The following is a 17,597-nucleotide window of genomic DNA, read 5'->3' as shown; positions in this document are numbered from 1 at the left end:
GTAAATAAAAGAATTACCAATTAATTCTAATATTATCAAAAAAATTTTGACCACCAGGTTTTCTGGTGGTTTTTTTCTTTTGTAGTTGAAGTGTTGTTGGTAATTTGTTTAAGTTTATCAATTTTTTTCAACCATTAATTGTGGTTGTTGAAATTGATCTAATAATTTTTATGTTTGATTAAGTGTGTTGTGTAAGCGAGTAATTCATTAGCTAGTTGCTTAATTGCTTTTTGCATAGCACATTTTCCCTTACTACTTGGCATATCAATTAAATAAAAAAGCAGCGAATTATTCGTTGCCGTTTTTAGTATTTAATTATAAATAATAACTGCTTCATGCTTAATCACATTATGCCAAACACGATTAATTTCGCTCGGTTTAATATTAATGCAGCCATGAGAGCCACCACGTAGGTATGCACTCTTGCTCCAATCACCGCGCCAAGCAGCATCGTGTAGACCACAACCACTAAGTGTGAAAGGCATCCAATATTTAACTGGTGAAGCATACTTAGAACCATCATCATTGCGTCCGCGCAAAGTAGCAGGGGATTCTTTATAATGAATATACCAGACCCCTTCTGGAGTTCGGTTACCTTTTCCTTTACTCTTATCTCTAGTTCCGGTGACAATATCGGTTAAATAAACAGCTAATTTAACATTCCGAATGATCCAGAGTTCCTGCTTTTTTAATGAAACAACAATGTAATTATTGCCGATTCCATGATTAGTTTTGCCGTAACCCAAACCATAAGTACTGTATCCAAGTCCATAGATGTAATTCTGACCATCAAGTTCTTTAGTTCCGTTTAAGAAAGCTTGCTCAACTGCAGTTTGTGCTTTTCTAACATAAACGCCCCAACCATAACTTTCGTTTTTTATGGTAATTTTTTGAGCTGCCAATTTTCTTTTAACGGGAACTGCAAACTTATAACTTTGATGAATTGTTGAAACTTCTTTATCAATCTTGTTTAATTGTGCTGTTAGGCTTTCAGTGTTTAAAAAAATGTATTTGCCCTGCTTAAATTCAGCTTGATCAATTAACTTGGCAGCCTCTAATTTATATGTTTTACCTGCAATTCTATAGTTTACAATAGCGCCACTGACCGTTTGCAACTTTTTATTGGCAGTAAGTAAGGCGGCATTGTCATATTGATAGTTTTGCTTATTAGGCATTTCAGTGTGTTGTTTTTTAAAGTATTGCGTAACCGTCTCTTGCTTAATTGTATTAATGTTAGGGTCGCGTTCAATGGCAACCTTTCCTTTTTCAAGAGTGACAATGTTATTACCTTTTTGGTTAATTTTTTTAGTAGCACTGTTAACCGTCAGATTACCCACTTGGACGCCATAAATAGTTACATTAGGGTTAAAATGAGTAGTAGCAAATTCTCTTGCCTGTTTTTGTGCGGCAACGTGGTTGTTGTATGAAACAACACCGAAGATAAGTGCTAAAATCAAAATAATACCGACAATAATTAAGTATAGATTATTGCGGTTATTGTATTTTTTTAAGTCCCTTTTTGATTGCATAAATTTACCTACTAATAACATAATTCTAACAATTACTGCCGTTACATTTTATCATCTATTGCGGCTCTAGTAAATGCAATGGTCAAAGATGTTTAGAGAGGAATTATAATGGATGATGAAGAACCGTTAATTTTTGATATCAATATTGTGCAGGGCAAGCCAAATTCTTATCGAAAAACAAATCGTGCACTGATTTGCCCATTTTGTCAAACAAGTGAGTTAACTGATATTTACGAAAAAGAAGGTGACATGATCTGGTTGCATAATAAGTTTCCAACATTACGTGACACTGTACAAACGGTCTTAATTGAGTCTGGTAATCATGTGGGTGATATTACGACGTATACTCCAAGATATAATCGTGATTTAATGCGGTTTGCTTTAAAATGCTTTAAGCAAATGAATAAGCAAAAATTGTTTAAATCAGTTCTCTGGTATAAAAATTATGGCCCACATTCAGGTGGCTCACTAAGTCATCCACATATGCAAATCGTTGGCTTAAAAAAGCAAGATGGCTACCGATATATTTGTGAAAAAAATTTCATCGGTATAACCGTTTTTAATGGAAAAGATATTGAAGTAAATGTTAGTACTTATCCGGTTCAAGGGTATATTGAGTTCAACTTTAATTTGCTTAAAATAAGCGGCCTTGAACGATGGTCCGATTGGATTCAGAGTGGTACTAAGTATTTGTTAAATGTCCTTTCTGGTGGTCGCTGTGATTCATATAATTTGTTTTTTTATCCTAGAGAAGATCAAAAAATTTGTGCCAAATTAATTGCTCGCTTCGCAGCACCACCTTATTTTATTGGCTATAAATTATCGCAGGTTGATAACAAAGAAAAACTTGTTGAAGAGGCAACTTCTTTTAAACACTTTTTTAATCATGGTTCACGGTTGGACTAACTTTAAAGAAAGTATCGAAAAAATTAATAATAAGATTGATAGGACTAATTGTTAGTTCATGAGTTAAGCAATATAATAGTTAAATATTGAAGGAGAAGCAAATGCATCAAAAACAAACCAAGAACATGGCAATTACTGCCTTATTTGTTGCTATATTTTTATTACAAACTTTTGTACCGAATATTGGTTATATCCGGATTTTGCCGACTTTACCCGCAATCACAACTGTTCCATTAACAGTTGCTGTGTATGGTCTGCTAATGGGGCCCAAGAAAGGATTGTGTTTTGGTTTGTTATGGGGAGCGTTACGTTTTATTCAAGCTTATATTCAGCCAGCTGATATTGTTAGCATAATGCTCTTTCGTAACCCAGTAATTGCACTTGTGCCTAGTATTCTGGCTGGACTATTTCCCGGACTGGTTGGATATATATTTGAGCAAAAAGCGGTCAAGGTCAAGCAGTTAGGATATCTAATTGCAGGAGCAGTTACTTCCTTAACTAATACGGTGATGGTGATTTTATTGACAAGTATTTTCTTTGCAAATAGATCAACTGAATTAATTGGGTATATGGGTAAATTTGCTAATGGTACTCCACTACTTTTGGCGTTGATTATTGCTTTGGGAATGAATGGAATAATTGAAGCTGTTTTTACGGCGGTCTTAGCTCCGCTTATTGTGACGCCACTAAAAAAAACTTTACAACGATTAAATTAACTGCTATTGAATAATTAAGAATAAGCCTTTCACAAAGAAAGGCTTATTTTTTTATGAAAATATTGACAAAATTATTTTACGGTGTAGTGTATTAGGTAAATAATACATAAATAGATTGGAGAAAATTAATAATGGAAATATTACATGTCGATCATGTCACAAAAACTTACGGTAAGCGAGGTGAAAAGCAGTATCAAGCATTAAAAGGTATTGATTTTACTGTAAATTCAGGTGAATTTGTAGCAATTATGGGTGCCTCTGGTTCTGGTAAAACAACGCTTCTTAACTTACTATCTACTTTGGATCGACCAACAGGTGGTCGTGTGTTGATTAATGGCCAAGACAATAGTAGCTTAAAAGATAATCAGTTGGCAGATTTTCGTAGCAAGCAAATTGGCTTTATCTTTCAAGATTTTAATTTATTAGAAAGTTTGACTAATCGTGAAAATATTGCGTTGCCACTAGCGCTTAGTGGTTTAACGCCAAACCGCATTAATCCTTTAGTTAATAAGATTGCAACAAGACTTGGAATTGCAGAAATTTTAGCCAAATATCCGGTTGAAATATCAGGTGGACAAAAGCAGAGGGTTGCAGCTGCTAGGGCACTAGTCCATGACCCCGCAATTCTATTAGCCGATGAACCAACGGGTGCTTTAGACTCTAAGAATGCACGTGAATTACTTGAGACAATGGCAGACTTAAACCATAAAGATCAGATTACAACATTAATGGTGACTCATGACCCAATATCCGCTAGTTTTGCTAGTCGTATTTTGTTTATTAAAGATGGCAAAATTGGCAAGCAGCTACTCAGAAATGATATGTCAAGAATTGAATTTTATCATTCTTTGATTGACCAAATGGAACTCGCCGAATAAGGAGAAAAATTATGATTTGGAAGTTATCTGTAGCAGGAATTAAAAGTCGGCTAAAAGATTATCTTGTACTTTTTTCGGGCCTAATTGTGGCTAGTATGATTTTTTACATGTTTTTGACAATTGCTACTAATCCTGCCTTTCTGGCTAAAGACGTATATGCACGTACAAGTTATGTAAACTTTATTTTCATTTTTGGCATAATTTTGCTGGCAATTATTACTTTTGTGTACCTAATTTATGCCAATTCTTTTTTATTAAATATGCGTAAGCATGATTATGGCATGTTTATGATGCTTGGTGCTAAAGGAAAACGTATCGGTTTGATTATCTCTTTGGAAACATTAGTTACTGGTATTTTGGCAACTATGCTTGGTACCGTATTAGGCTTTGGTTCAACTGGATTGATTTCTAAGTTATTAATTAGTCGGCTCGGATTGGCAATCTACCATTTTCAAATAATTTTACCTAGTGCTATTTTGGGTACTTTCTGTTTTTTTATCATCATGTTCTTTTTAGGAGCTATTTGGAATGTCCATAAGCTGACTAAAACACCGATTATTAATCTACTTAAAGAAAATTAAAAACCAACTAAAATTAATCAAAAGCCGTTTTTACGTGTGGTTGAAACTGTTTTCGGGTTAATTTTACTGGCTTTCGGCTATCAAGTAATGACGTGGTCATCAACAAAAATTTATCAGATTATTCCCACCGCTTTAATAACAATTGTTAGTGGCTCATATTTTATTTTTAATGCTTTATTTAGCATGATTATTGCCAGCTTAATTAAAAAAGAAAGCTTTTCTTACCGTGGGATACGCATGTTTACTTTGGGACAATTAAAGTTTCGTTTGCATGAATATACTAGAATTTTAACCCTAATTTCACTGCTTTTTGCTCTGGCTTTAGGAGCAATTACAGTTGGCTTGAATTTTGATACGGTTAAGGAACATGCTAAAACTAGTACCTACTATGACACGATTGTGGTTAGTAAAGCGGCAGCTGTTAACAAAGAGGTTGCCAAATTAAATATTCAAAATCAGCAAACTTATGCTTATAAGGAAACACATAAATACATTTACTTTAATCGCAATGAATTTGTAAAGCAGCCGCTTAAAGTAACTAAATTCTACCTAAAAAAAGATGAGCCTATGTATAAGGTGGAAAATTTACCAACCAAAAAACTAGATGTACCAAATACTGATGCTAATATTGCTTTAAGCGGAATGATAATTAATGGCTTGCAAAAGATAATTCGTTTAGTACCGGCAAACAAGTGGCAAAATTTACAGGGTACAAAGAAGATGATTATGTTACTTAACGTAAAAGACTTTGACCATGACTATCCGATTTTAATGAAAATTCAACAACTCCAATTAAAGGAAAATCCAAAATATTCTAATATCTATGAAGCAAGTAAACCAAATAACTATCAATTATTGCTTAACTTTAGCAGTGGGTTTGAATTTATGGGCTTTTTCTTAGGCATTGCCTTTTTGACAATGCTAGCTTCAACTTTAATGTTTAAAGTCTTAAATGGTGCTAGTGATGATAAAATCCGTTATCGAATGCTTAATCAGATAGGGACTAGAGTAAGTCTACTTAAACGATCAATTAACTGGGAAATTGGTATTTTATTCTTATTACCAGCTATTTTGGGGATTATTGATGTGCTATTTGGTTTACAACTTTTCCGTTCTTTACTGCCAGATCCATATCATAATATTTGGTTGCCATTTACCATTTTTATTATTCTCTATGTCTTTTATTATTTATTAACGATTAAATTATATAAAAAGATTGTTTTGAGTCGTAATTAAATGTAGTGTTATTTAAATATTGTTGATTTATAATTAAAATAATTTTAAAATAAGCTTGACTGCCAAAAAGTATATGTTTATAATTATAAGCGTTAAATTAAATTTGTGGGAGGAGTTTTTAATAATGCCTAAAAAAATAAAACAACAAAAAAATATTAAAATCAATCCAACCTGCTGTTTAATTGCCTTGTTGTTGCCATTCAGGACTTGACTATGAATAATTACTAAAAAAGTAATTTGGTTAAGCCCTTGTTTGCGTTTAATGAATGGGGCTTAACTTTTAAGTGATATAAGCCTCATTCATTTCAATGAATGAGGTTTTTTAATTATTAGATGTTATAAAAGGAGATTAATAATGGGTAGAATTAATAAAAGAGTACTAAATCTTATTACAGCAGGGGCAGCAGCCTTTTTAATGGCGGGCTGTAGTGTTGCTAAGACTAGCAATAATAACGGTACTCATCAAGATAAAGACATTATTAAAATTGGAGTTAATATGGAGCTATCTGGAGCGGCAGCCGGTTATGGTAATGCGGAAAAACAAGGAATACAGTTAGCCGCAAATGAAATCAATCAAGCTGGTGGTATTAATGTTAATGGTCAAAAAAAGAAAATTAAATTGATTATTCGTGATAATAAAACCGCAATTGCAACTTCAGCTTCGGTTGCTGCACAGTTAGCTACTAAAGATAAAGTTGCTGCAATTGTAGGACCAGCAACCACTAATGCCGGTACGGCTGAAATTCCCAATATTACTAAGGCATCTGTTCCTAGTGTTAGTCCATCAGCTACCGATCCAAGCTATACTTTAAAGAAAAATGGCAAGGTACAACCGTTTGTATTCCGTGCATGTTTTCAAAACAATTTCCAAGGTGAAAATGCAGCTAAGTTTGTAACTAATAACTTAAAAGCTAAAAGGGTTGCGATTCTTGCTGATAATTCTAGTGATTATGGTACAGGTTTAGCTAAGGCATTTAGGAAGACTTATAAGGGTAGAATAGTGGACAGTCAAACTTATTCTGAAGGCGATAAAGATTTTAATGCAGTGCTGACTTCTTTTAAATCAAAGAAAATTGATGCTATCTATGTTCCGGGCTACTACACCGAGGTAGGTCTGATTATTAAGCAAGCACGCCAAATAGGAATTAAGACTCCAATTATTGGTAGTGATGGCATGGCTGATCCTAAGCTAGCTCAAATTGCGGGAGATAAATATGCAACAAATATTTACTATACTACACCGTTTTCGACTAGAGTTGCTGCTAAAAATGCGACAGCAAAGAAATTTATGACTGAATTCAAGAATCACTACAATGTAGAAGCACCAACTTTTTCAGCTTTAGCCTATGATTCTGTTTACATGATTAAAACCGCAATTGAAAATGAAAAGTCAGATGATTCAACTAAAATAGCAGCTGGATTAGCTAAGATTAAGGATTTTGACGGAGTTACTGGTCAAATCACCGTAAATAAAACACATGATCCAGAAATGCCAATTGCGATTGAAGAGATGACTAATGGAAAAGTAAGTAATTCATTTAGTGTTGAATAAAACAATTATTAAAGGAGCGAATAGCTTTGCAAATATTTTTACAGCAAATCATCAATGCTTTGTCACTAGGGTCAATTTATGCCCTACTAGCTCTTGGATATAGTATGGTTTATGGCATTATTAAGTTAATTAACTTTGCACATGGTGATATTTACATGTTGGGAGCATTTTGTGCTTATTTCGTAATTAATACCTTGCATTTCAACTTTATTATGGCTTTATTTTCAGCGATGATCTTTGGCGCACTGTTAGGAGTAATTATTGAGTATTTGGCTTATCGACCACTGCGTAAATCACCAAGAATCACGGTCTTGATTACAGCAATTGGGGTTTCATTCTTACTCGAAAACGGTATGTCTTACTTTGTTGGTTCGAATGCTCGTAGTTTTCCTCAGGTAATTGAACAAGTTAATTACAACGTAGGTGGGGTTTTAATTTCTAATATTCAAATTTTAATTTTGGTAACTTCTTTAAGTTTAATGATTTTATTGCAAATAGTTATTAAAAAAACTAGTATGGGCCGAGCAATGCGCGCCGTGTCAGTTGATCCAGAGGCAGCTGAATTGGTTGGGATTAATGTTAATCATACAATCTCTTTTACTTTTGCACTTGGATCAGCATTAGCAGGTGCAGCGGGAATTTTAATTGGAATGTACTATAACTCAATTGATCCGTTGATGGGAATGACGCCGGGAATTAAGGCTTTTGTTGCCGCAGTTTTAGGCGGTATTGGTTCCGTTCCTGGTGCATCACTTGGAGGATTTTTGATAGGAATTTTAGAGACATTCTTTCAATCAGTTGGATTATCTGCATATAAAGATGCAGTTGTTTACTTAATTTTAATTATAATTTTACTCTTTTTCCCAGCAGGTATTTTTGGTAAAAATATCAAAGAAAAGGTTTAGGTGGCAGTATGAGAGCAAATTGGAAATATATTTTATCGTGGCTTTTACTAATGGTTGCCGGTTTTTACTTAATTAATACATTAATTATGACAGGTATGATTGATAATTTTATTGAAAATATGCTGGTAATGATTGGGATCAATATTATTTTAGCGACAGGTCTTAATTTAATTATAGGTTTTAGCGGTCAATTTTCTTTAGGTCATGCGGGATTTATGGCAATTGGTGCATACGTGACTGCAATAATTACACAATATTGGACAAATGAATTTGGCTTTATTGTTTCAATGATAGCAGGAATGCTTATAGCAGGTATGATTGCATTGATTGTTGGAACGGCCACTTTTATTAGGCTTAAAGGTGACTATCTAGCTATTGCGACACTGGGTGTGGCTGAAATAATCCGTAATATAATTAATAATTTGAAAATTACTGGTGGGTCAGCAGGAATGTTTAATATTCCTCAGTTGTGCTCATGGCCAACAGTTTACATAATGGTATGTTTAACTACAATTGTTATCTTAAATTTTGTTCGTTCTCGCGATGGACGGGCAATTAAGGCTGTGCGTGAAGATGAACTTGCAGCTGAGGCGATGGGAATCAATACGACTAAATGGAAAGTGGCTGCATTTGTTTTTGGGGGCGCAACAGCTGCTATTGCAGGAAGTTTACAGGCCTCATATCTACAAACAATTTCTCCAGCCAATTTTGGAATAATGGAGTCAATTTCCATTTTAGTTATTGTGGTTTTAGGTGGTGTTGGTAGTATTACTGGTACTTTCTTAGCTGCTTCAGTTCTGGGCATTCTGGATACAGTTTTACAAAATTTTGGATCACTAAGAATGGTTATTTACGCAATTGCGCTTATTATGATTATGCTCTTCAAGCCATCCGGTCTGTTAGGTAACTGGGAATTATCTTTAAAAAATTTAACGCAGCGCTTTGTAAAAAAAGAAAGAGAGTAAGATATGAAACATTTATTGCAGGTTGATCATGTCGTACGCAATTTTGGTGGCTTGGTTGCTGTCAAAGACGTTTCGTTGTATTTGGATCAACAAGAATTGGTTGCGTTGATAGGTCCTAATGGTGCTGGTAAAACTACTTTATTTAACTTATTGACCGGAATGATTCCTGTTACTAGTGGTAGTATCAAGTTACAAACAGAAACAAAAAATTATGATTTGACCCATAAAAATGCAACACAGATTGCTAATTTAGGTCTTTCACGAACATTTCAAAATATTAGATTATTTAAAAATTTAACAGTGATAGATAATGTCTTAACTGCAATGACAAGTAGATATCAGGAAGGATTTTTGACAACGGTCTTACGCCTACCAGACTTTTATCTAACGGAACGCAAGATGAAAGAATCTGCAGAGCGACTATTAGATATTTTTGAACTAACTGATCATAAAACCACTTTGGCTAAGAACCTGCCTTATGGCACACAACGACGGTTGGAAATAGTCCGTGCACTAGCAACCGAGCCTAAGATTATTTTCTTAGATGAACCAGCCGCAGGGATGAATCCAGAAGAAACAGCAGATTTGACCGATTTGATTAAATATATTCAAAAAGAGTTTGGAATTACGGTCTTGTTGATTGAACATGATATGTCGTTGGTAATGAAACTTGCAACTCGAATTTATGTGTTGGATCAGGGCCAGCTTTTGGCAACGGGAAAGCCAGATGAAATTAAGTCAAATCCCAAAGTAATTGAGGCTTATTTGGGAGAGGGTGTAAATTAGATGGTTATGCTGGAAGTAAAAGATCTAGTTGTCAACTATGGTGTGATTCAAGCAGTTAAGGGAGTTAGTTTTGAAATTAATGAAGGCGAGATTGTTACACTAATTGGAGCTAATGGAGCCGGTAAAACTACGATTGTGAAGACAATTTCAGGATTACTTAAACCAAAAAGTGGTCAAATTATTTATCAAAAAGAAAATCTGGTTCGTCAAAAAGCTTCGCAAATTGTTGGAGCTGGTATTTCCCAAGTAGCTGAAGGTCGGCATATTTTTGCGGGGATGACGGTAATGGAAAATCTACAATTAGGAGCCTTTTTACAAAATAATCATGATGAGGCAAAGAAAAGTTATGAAGAGGTTTTTGATAGATTCCCTATTTTGAAAAAAAGACGTAATCAGGATGCAGCTACTCTTTCTGGTGGTGAGCAACAAATGCTCGCAATTGGTCGAGCAGTAATGATTAAACCTAAATTACTTTTGCTAGATGAACCTTCGATGGGATTATCGCCACTCTTTATTCAGGAAATATTTGCAATTATCAAGGAATTGAACGATCGCGGTACAACAATCTTATTAATTGAACAAAATGCTAAACAAGCTTTAGCAATTGCAGATCGTGGTTATGTCTTGGCTACGGGGAAAGTGCAATTAACTGGAACAGGCTCAGAATTATTAGCTAATTCTGAGGTTCAACGAGTATATTTTGGTGGTTAAAACCGTAAATCTACATAAAAAAGCCGTTCGCTGGTTATAAAGCGAACGACTTTTTATATAATTTTTAAGTATAATTATATTTCCATATTATTATACGAAACTATTTTTTGTTCTTGATCACTCATATTCATAATGGTAATTGACGCGTTGCGTGGCCCGGCACTTATGTCATAACCACCAAAGCGAGCAGCAATACTGCGAATTGTAAAGCCATGGGTAACCAACAGAATATTTTCTGCACCATCAAGCTGATGGATTAGTTTAAAGCCTTGATCAAGTCTTGTCCAATATTCTTTAGCATTTTCTGCTTCGTGAAAGGGATCAGCCTCTTTAATCCAATCCTTGATGGTGTCAATCGATTCGTTTTTAAAAATATCATAATGATTATGATACCCGTGAGGTCCACCAATCATTTGCCAAGCCATGTCTGTATCCATTCCTTCAAAGTAACCGTAAAATTGTTCCCTAAAAAGGGGTGTTGCAAGATGCTGGATTTCATCATGATTAATATTGTGTTTAATAATATTGTCGCACGTATCACTGGCACGTTTTAGATCACTAGATAAAGCGATATCAAATGGTACATCTTTTAGGGCTTCTCCAGCTTGCTCAGCTTCTGAAATCCCCTTTTTGGTTAAGGGAGTATCACACCATCCTTGCATTTTGTTATAACGGTTAATATATGTTTGTCCATGGCGTACAATATAAATTCTCTTCATCATCAATTCTCCCCCAGTCTTATTTAAGTATAACTATTTGTGATAGAGTTTTCTAACAGTTGAAATATCGCTCGGTTCAATTGGGTAAAGCGAGCCTACGGGATACATGACAGATTTTCCGTTATTGTGTTTAAGACCAATTGCATGACCTAATTCGTGTTCAACTGTATTAACTACTCTTTGACGACTGTAATCATAGATAGAAAAATTCTGTAAGTAGAAGATATTTAGTCTGGTTACAGCCGAGTATAAAATTCCGGTTTTAGTATAGTAATGAAATGTGGTGTAACCAGCATAATTAGTGTTAGGACTGTAAACTTGTTCAATTACAATATTTGCCTTTTTCTTATTTTCGGTTTTGATAAAGTCAAAAGCTCCCGTATTATTCCAGGCATTAATTGCATCATTTGTAGCGGATATTAAATCTTGATTGTCATTTAGGTCAATATAAACAAAAGCCTTAGCGGATTTCCATCGCCAACCTACTGTAGCAGGTATTTTACTTTTATTACTCTTTTTAGTCTTTTTTGCATAGACTACTTGATTAAAATTATTGTCGCTGATTGGTGCAAGGTAACCAATGGTTCCAACTATAATTAATGTGCACAATAATTTGGTAAAAAAATGATAAAATTTATTCATGTGTTTAGTTCAACTCCATCTTCTATATTATAAATTAAAATTAGTAATATAAATTAAAATTAGTAATTTTTTCAGAAAAATTAATAGATAATTGCTAAATGGATGCAATTAATAAGGCAATAATAATTAAATATGCATTAGGAGTTAATCATTAGACAGGATTGAAGTTGAAATTATATATTAATTCAATTTCATGTTAAAATAGTATCCAAGTTTTGAAAAAATAGGTGACAAAAGCGATGGATGATAAACAATTTGAACAAAAACATCTCAATCAAATTATAAAAATGTTAAGTGAGAAGGAAAGAGAGTTATCTTCGTCAATTAAGTCTGCTGAGGGAGAGGCTAAGAATCTAAACTCGCATTTCTTTGATGACGTGAAATTGGATTATGATGGTTATTCAACTTCAATGGAAACGGCGCTATCGATTCACCAGCAGCAACAATTACTTGATGAACGTGAGAATGCATGGCAACATGCTGCTAGACAATTGAATACGGTACAGAAATTAGAGAAGAAGCCTTATTTTGCACGGGTTGACTTTAAAGAGGGTACCGAAAAGCCAGAAACGATTTATATTGGTCTGGGTTCGTTTGCTGATAAAAATAATTACTTTTTAATATATGATTGGAGGGCGCCAATTTCTTCAATTTATTATGATGGTAAGTTAGGCAATGTTTCATATCAATCTCCTGAAGGGGAAATATCCGTTCAGATGACTAAGAAACGGCAATTTATGATTGAAAATGGTCAAATCATCAATATGTTTGATACCAATGAATCTATTGGCGATCAAATGCTACTGGAAGTTCTTAATGAAAAATCTAGTACACAGATGAAAACAATTGTAACGACTATCCAACATGAACAAAATAAGATAATTCGAAATACGAGTGCAGATCTGCTGTTTGTTCAAGGGGCAGCCGGTTCAGGTAAAACTTCAGCAATTTTACAACGTATTGCCTACCTGTTATATCGCTATCGTGGTAATTTGACGAGCAGTGATGTTATTATGTTTAGTCCCAATCAGCTTTTTAACGATTATATCAAAAATGTTCTACCCGAAATGGGTGAGCAAAATATGGTTCAAATGACATATTGGCAGTTTGTGGCTCGCCGGTTACCAGGGATGCGTGTTGAAAATCTGTTTGATCAGTTTGAAGATAAGACTGCTAATTCAACTATTAGTAATTTTAAAGATTCAACAAGTTTCTTTAAGCTCATTAATCGCTATGCTAAACATCTTAATGAACGAGGCGTAGTCTTTAAAAATATTTATTTCCGCAATAAAAAGAAACCATTTTTTAATAAAGAAAAGATTAGTGATTTATATTACTCGTTTAATATCAATTATAATTTGAGTAATCGGATAGATGCAACCCGTGAAGAACTAATCAAATTACTTAATCGAAAGATAACGTCTGAGTCAAGAAAAGCTTGGGTTGCCGATGAAATTCAGAATCTAAACCAGGAGCAGTTAAATGAATTATATGATCGTCCTGACCAAGAGTTTGAATCTGAAGAAAAGGAAGAAAAATTTTTAAGTCGAAAAATAGTAATTAAAGCTTTAGGTAGAGTCTTTCAACAAATTCGCCGTAATAGTTTTGTGAATATGCGTATGCAATACCTCAACTTTTTGCGAGCAATTCCCAAAATGACGGATTTAAGTAAATGGAAGATTAGCGACCAAGAGTGGGCCCAACATGTTGAGCAAACTAAGAATAATTTTATGCACCATTTTATACGCATGAATGATGTTTCGGCCTATCTTTACCTTTATGATTTAATTACTGGTAGACAGGTAAATTATGAAATGCGCTATGCTTTTATCGATGAAATTCAAGACTATACACCATTTCAACTTTGTTATCTTAAGTATAATTTTCCCCGAGCAAAATTTACTATGTTGGGAGATCTGAACCAAGCAATTTTTACTAAAGATGAAAGTAAAAGCTTACTTAAACAGATTAGTGGGTTATTTGACCCAGAAAAAACTGATGTGGTTCAACTAACCAAGTCCTACCGCTCTACTAAGCAATTAACAGATTTCACTAAGCAAATTTTACGACAAGGTGAAAAAGTTGAATCATTTGATCGTCAAGGCCCTAAACCTGTTATTTGGAAGTGTGAAAACGACTCTGTCACATTTACAGTATTGGAACAAATACTACAAAACAACAACCAGCAAAAGTTGACAACAGCGATTATTACAAAAGATTTGGCTAGTGCAAAATTAGTTGCCCAGAAGTTGAAAGAAGCAAAAGTTAAGGCTGTTTTGATTGCTTCGGCAAACCAGCGATTAGTTAATGGCAGCCTGATTATTCCATCATATTTGGCCAAAGGACTTGAATTTGATGCTGTGATTATGTGGGATGCGTCAAAAGCCAACTATCACCGAATTGACGAAACTCAATTGGTCTATACAATTACATCGCGTGCGATGTACAAGTTGGATTTAATATATACAGGAGAGAAGAGTCCATTACTTGACGTAAAGAGTGCCACATATGATGAAAAGTAGGTAGGAGACATGACAGAGTTAGAAAGTTTTTCATTTAAAAAGATTAATCAAATGACTGGACGTGAGGTTTTTTGTCTTGCTCGTTTGCGTATCGATACCTTTGTTACTGAACAAAAAATTACTGAGCCTGAATTAGATGATCAAGATATAACTGCAATTCATGTTTTCCGTTTGAATCAAAAGCAAACTCAAGCGGATGCTGTATGTCGTCTCTTTGAAGAAAATGGTAAATGGATGTTGGGCAGAGTTGCAGTAGCTTATAATATGCGGGGACAACATTTAGGCTCGCAAATGTTAGAGCAAGTTCATCAATATTTGAGCCAAAGAGGGATTCACAAAATTTATTGTCATGCTCAAATTCAGGCTAAACCTTTCTATGACAACTTGGGTTATAAGGTTCGTGGCAAGGTGTTTACCGAAGCGGGTCTTGAACATGTTATGATGTATTATGATTTATAAAAGAACCAACTCGTACAATTTTTGTGCGAGTTTTTATTTCATTTAGAAATATAGAGAATTAAAAAGGAATGATCTTGAATGAAGAATTATTTACAATTTAATCGAGATGAATGGGCAAGCTTAACTGCTTCTAGTAAGCAAGTTAATGTTACTCCACAAGAATTGATAAAACTGAAATCACTAGGTGATGTGATTAATTTGACCGATGTAAGACAAATTTATGGTACGTTAATTAAATATATTCATCTCGTATATAAAGAAAAACAAGCTTTGCAGCAAAGAAAGCAAGAATTTTTAATGCGAAATGTAACACCGGCACCATTTATTATTGGAATTTCTGGCTCAGTCGCCGTTGGTAAATCAACTACGGCAAGACTTTTACAGGTTTTATTAAGTCGGACATATCCTATGTTGCAAGTTCATTTGATGACGACAGATGGCTTTATTTATCCCAACCAAGAATTAAAAAGGCGACAGTTGTTTGATCGTAAAGGCTTTCCAGAAAGTTATAATATGAGCTTATTGCGTGATTTTTTACAAGATGTTCTTGGAGGCAAAAAAAACATTGCTTATCCTCTGTATTCGCAAGAATTAAGTGATATTATTCCTGGAAAATATGGTCATGTGAAAAGGCCTGATATTTTAATTATCGAGGGGATTAATACTCTGCAATTGCCAACTAATGGTCAAATTGTTACTAGTGATTTTTTTGATTTTTCAATTTATGTCGATGCGCAAGAGGATTTAATTGAAGAATGGTTTATGCAACGGTTTGTCCGTGTATTGGAATTAAATAAAAATAATCCAGATAATTTTTATTATGAAATGGCTAATGGACCACGTGAAGATGCCATAAAGTTAGCACAGGATACTTGGCAGATGGTTAATCTGGTTAATCTACGAGAATATATAGCTCCAACTAAGCGGCGTGCAGATCTAATTTTGCATAAGACATCCGGTCATATTATTGATCAAATTTATTTGAAGCAATTTTAATCCTAGTTATGAAGAGAAAGAATATTTTTTGCAAAAGAAGATATTGAGAATTGATGTTCTTTAAAGAATTGTATTGACGCGATTACAGATGCAGAAATAGTTATTTCAGATAAATCATATACGATGCCACAATATTAAACCGGGTAGAGATTTGCAACTCAGGATTTAATGACGACTAAATCAATTTATTTATCAAAAAGCTGTTGGCGAAAATGTTGGAATATGACAGATTAGATTAGCATTTTAATAATTTTGATTACTAGGAGTATAAATTTGGTATAATTAATTACATGAATATGATTTATTTACTACTAATTAAAAAATTTGCTTTACCTCCAGCCAGTTTGCTTTTTTGCTTTTAACAATAATCATAGGAATAAAGGAGTATAAAAATGGTTCAAGCAATTAACTTAAAAAAGGGTATGGTTTTCAGCCAAGATGGAAAAATGATTAGAGTGCTTAAGGCTAATCACCATAAGCCGGGCAAAGGCAACACTGTAATGCAAATGGATTTGCGTAATATAGAAAGTGGAGCTGTGGTTCATAAGACCATGAGACCAACAGAGAAAGTTGAACTAATTGACATTACAAAGAAAAATGCCCAGTTTCTTTATAGTGAAAATGATACTTATACATTTATGGACACGGAGACTTATGAACAATATGAGGTTTCTGAAAGTCAATTGGGTGATGACAAACTTTATTTAATACCAAATATTGAAGTACAACTAGAATTTGCTAATGATAGTAAGCTTCTTGGTGTCGAACTTCCAGCAACAGTTGTAATGAAAGTGGTTCACACTGAACCAGGGATTAAAGGTGCGACAGTTACGGGTTCAGGCAAGCCAGCAACAATGGAAACTGGTTTAGTTGTTCAAGTTCCTGATTTTATAAAGGATGGCGAAGAATTAATAATTAACACGGCTGAAGGAATTTATAAATCAAGAGCTGAAGGAAATAAATAAAATAATAAAAAAGCAAGAAAAAACCTGAAGTTAACCCCCGGAATTGGACAAAGATTCCAATTCGGGGGTTTTCTTATGTCTAAATATTTACTAAAAACAAAATTAGAAGCAGTAGATTTGTATCAAAGAGGATTTAGTACAAAAGAAATTCAAGAGAAATTACATATCACATCACGTAGATCTATTGATGGTTGGATCAATAATTATCAACAGTATGGTAACAGAGGCCTGGAAAAAAGCTTTTCTAAGACAAGATATAGTGGTCAATTTAAATTAGAAGTCTTAAACTGGAGAAAAGAACATGGTGCCAGCTATCAAATTACTGCCAATCATTTTAATATTAAACAACATTCCACTATTGCGAATTGGCAAAGAAAATTAAATGAAGGCGGTGTTGATGCTTTATTTATTAAGCAAGGACGACCATTAATGCATAAAAAGAAAATTAAAGCAAAGAAGCATAAATATACTTCTCAAGAGTTAACTGAACTTGAACGTCTACGTTTAGAGAATCGTGCATTACATGTAG

Annotated in this window: 16 protein-coding genes and 1 pseudogene; 14 read left to right on the top strand and 3 right to left on the bottom strand. The window is 34.0% G+C overall.

The genetic code is table 11. The features are described 5' to 3' along the window. Positions 1-311: 311 nt before the first annotated feature. Positions 312-1,529, bottom strand: a complete 1,218-nt coding sequence (locus ACYIAQ_RS03055) for a L,D-transpeptidase family protein (RefSeq protein ID WP_483563281.1) — start codon at positions 1,527-1,529, stop codon at positions 312-314. A gap of 108 nt (positions 1,530-1,637) precedes the next feature. Between ACYIAQ_RS03055 and ACYIAQ_RS03050 the strand changes: the two genes are divergently transcribed. The 9 genes and pseudogenes from ACYIAQ_RS03050 (at position 1,638) to ACYIAQ_RS03010 (ending at position 10,765) form a co-directional block, all read left to right on the top strand. Further along, a complete protein-coding gene (locus ACYIAQ_RS03050) occupies positions 1,638-2,435 on the top strand; it encodes a DUF4931 domain-containing protein (RefSeq protein WP_483563282.1) in 798 nt (265 codons plus the stop codon). Positions 2,436-2,536: 101 nt separating this feature from the next. Further along, entirely contained in the window at positions 2,537-3,151 is a 615-nt protein-coding gene (locus ACYIAQ_RS03045; protein ID WP_483563283.1) for an ECF transporter S component, read from the top strand. Between the two features lie 128 nt (positions 3,152-3,279). After that, complete coding sequence (locus tag ACYIAQ_RS03040; protein ID WP_483563291.1) at positions 3,280-4,029, top strand: ABC transporter ATP-binding protein; 750 nt, start codon at positions 3,280-3,282, stop codon at positions 4,027-4,029. 11 nt (positions 4,030-4,040) lie between these two features. Then, positions 4,041-5,846 (top strand): annotated as a pseudogene (locus ACYIAQ_RS03035) (FtsX-like permease family protein). Between the two features lie 352 nt (positions 5,847-6,198). Further along, the gene (locus ACYIAQ_RS03030; RefSeq protein ID WP_483563292.1) at positions 6,199-7,398 is read left to right on the top strand and encodes an ABC transporter substrate-binding protein; all 1,200 of its coding nucleotides are present in this window, start codon (positions 6,199-6,201) and stop codon (positions 7,396-7,398) included. A gap of 26 nt (positions 7,399-7,424) precedes the next feature. Next, on the top strand, positions 7,425-8,303 hold the full coding sequence (locus ACYIAQ_RS03025) for a branched-chain amino acid ABC transporter permease (protein WP_122017666.1): 879 nt from the start codon (positions 7,425-7,427) through the stop codon (positions 8,301-8,303). An 8-nt stretch (positions 8,304-8,311) separates the two neighbouring features. Continuing rightward, positions 8,312-9,268 carry a branched-chain amino acid ABC transporter permease gene (locus ACYIAQ_RS03020; RefSeq protein ID WP_483563284.1) on the top strand — a complete coding sequence of 319 codons (957 nt, stop codon included), beginning with the start codon at positions 8,312-8,314 and terminating at the stop codon, positions 9,266-9,268. A 3-nt stretch (positions 9,269-9,271) separates the two neighbouring features. Beyond that, positions 9,272-10,054: an ABC transporter ATP-binding protein gene (locus ACYIAQ_RS03015; RefSeq protein WP_483563285.1), complete on the top strand. Its 783-nt coding sequence runs from the start codon at positions 9,272-9,274 to the stop codon at positions 10,052-10,054. A 6-nt stretch (positions 10,055-10,060) separates the two neighbouring features. Then, positions 10,061-10,765 carry an ABC transporter ATP-binding protein gene (locus tag ACYIAQ_RS03010; RefSeq protein WP_483563293.1) on the top strand — a complete coding sequence of 235 codons (705 nt, stop codon included), beginning with the start codon at positions 10,061-10,063 and terminating at the stop codon, positions 10,763-10,765. A 74-nt stretch (positions 10,766-10,839) separates the two neighbouring features. Here ACYIAQ_RS03010 and ACYIAQ_RS03005 read toward each other — a convergent pair whose 3' ends face one another. Together ACYIAQ_RS03005 and ACYIAQ_RS03000 are read right to left on the bottom strand one after the other, a co-directional pair. Next, entirely contained in the window at positions 10,840-11,484 is a 645-nt protein-coding gene (locus ACYIAQ_RS03005) for a histidine phosphatase family protein (RefSeq protein WP_483563294.1), read from the bottom strand. Between the two features lie 33 nt (positions 11,485-11,517). Then, the gene (locus ACYIAQ_RS03000; protein WP_483563286.1) at positions 11,518-12,126 is read right to left on the bottom strand and encodes a matrixin family metalloprotease; all 609 of its coding nucleotides are present in this window, start codon (positions 12,124-12,126) and stop codon (positions 11,518-11,520) included. 239 nt (positions 12,127-12,365) lie between these two features. Here ACYIAQ_RS03000 and helD point away from each other — a divergent pair, with 239 nt between their 5' ends. The 5 genes from helD to ACYIAQ_RS02975 form a co-directional block, all read left to right on the top strand. After that, the gene (helD, locus tag ACYIAQ_RS02995; protein WP_483563287.1) at positions 12,366-14,648 is read left to right on the top strand and encodes an RNA polymerase recycling motor HelD; all 2,283 of its coding nucleotides are present in this window, start codon (positions 12,366-12,368) and stop codon (positions 14,646-14,648) included. A gap of 9 nt (positions 14,649-14,657) precedes the next feature. Continuing rightward, entirely contained in the window at positions 14,658-15,107 is a 450-nt protein-coding gene (locus ACYIAQ_RS02990; RefSeq protein ID WP_483563288.1) for a GNAT family N-acetyltransferase, read from the top strand. 78 nt (positions 15,108-15,185) lie between these two features. Beyond that, entirely contained in the window at positions 15,186-16,103 is a 918-nt protein-coding gene (coaA, locus tag ACYIAQ_RS02985) for a type I pantothenate kinase (protein WP_122017673.1), read from the top strand. 392 nt (positions 16,104-16,495) lie between these two features. Continuing rightward, entirely contained in the window at positions 16,496-17,068 is a 573-nt protein-coding gene (efp, locus tag ACYIAQ_RS02980) for an elongation factor P (protein ID WP_483563289.1), read from the top strand. Between the two features lie 75 nt (positions 17,069-17,143). Continuing rightward, on the top strand, positions 17,144-17,597 hold a 454-nt coding region (locus ACYIAQ_RS02975; protein ID WP_483562599.1), incomplete at its 3' end, for a helix-turn-helix domain-containing protein.

It is taken from the genome of Lactobacillus sp. X-49 (assembly GCF_057063645.1).
The sequence above is the reverse complement of the archived record's forward strand: the minus strand, read 5'-3'. Positions and strand labels throughout refer to the sequence as shown.

Coding starts and splice junctions, on each gene's coding strand:
- ACYIAQ_RS03020 (WP_483563284.1), top strand. CDS start 8,312: ATGAGAGCAAATTGGAAATATATTTTATCGTGGCTTTTACTAATGGTT.
- ACYIAQ_RS03000 (WP_483563286.1), bottom strand. CDS start 12,126: ATGAATAAATTTTATCATTTTTTTACCAAATTATTGTGCACATTAATT.
- helD (WP_483563287.1), top strand. CDS start 12,366: ATGGATGATAAACAATTTGAACAAAAACATCTCAATCAAATTATAAAA.
- ACYIAQ_RS03050 (WP_483563282.1), top strand. CDS start 1,638: ATGGATGATGAAGAACCGTTAATTTTTGATATCAATATTGTGCAGGGC.
- ACYIAQ_RS02990 (WP_483563288.1), top strand. CDS start 14,658: ATGACAGAGTTAGAAAGTTTTTCATTTAAAAAGATTAATCAAATGACT.
- coaA (WP_122017673.1), top strand. CDS start 15,186: ATGAAGAATTATTTACAATTTAATCGAGATGAATGGGCAAGCTTAACT.
- ACYIAQ_RS03010 (WP_483563293.1), top strand. CDS start 10,061: ATGCTGGAAGTAAAAGATCTAGTTGTCAACTATGGTGTGATTCAAGCA.
- ACYIAQ_RS03015 (WP_483563285.1), top strand. CDS start 9,272: ATGAAACATTTATTGCAGGTTGATCATGTCGTACGCAATTTTGGTGGC.
- efp (WP_483563289.1), top strand. CDS start 16,496: ATGGTTCAAGCAATTAACTTAAAAAAGGGTATGGTTTTCAGCCAAGAT.
- ACYIAQ_RS03005 (WP_483563294.1), bottom strand. CDS start 11,484: ATGAAGAGAATTTATATTGTACGCCATGGACAAACATATATTAACCGT.
- ACYIAQ_RS03045 (WP_483563283.1), top strand. CDS start 2,537: ATGCATCAAAAACAAACCAAGAACATGGCAATTACTGCCTTATTTGTT.
- ACYIAQ_RS03055 (WP_483563281.1), bottom strand. CDS start 1,529: ATGCAATCAAAAAGGGACTTAAAAAAATACAATAACCGCAATAATCTA.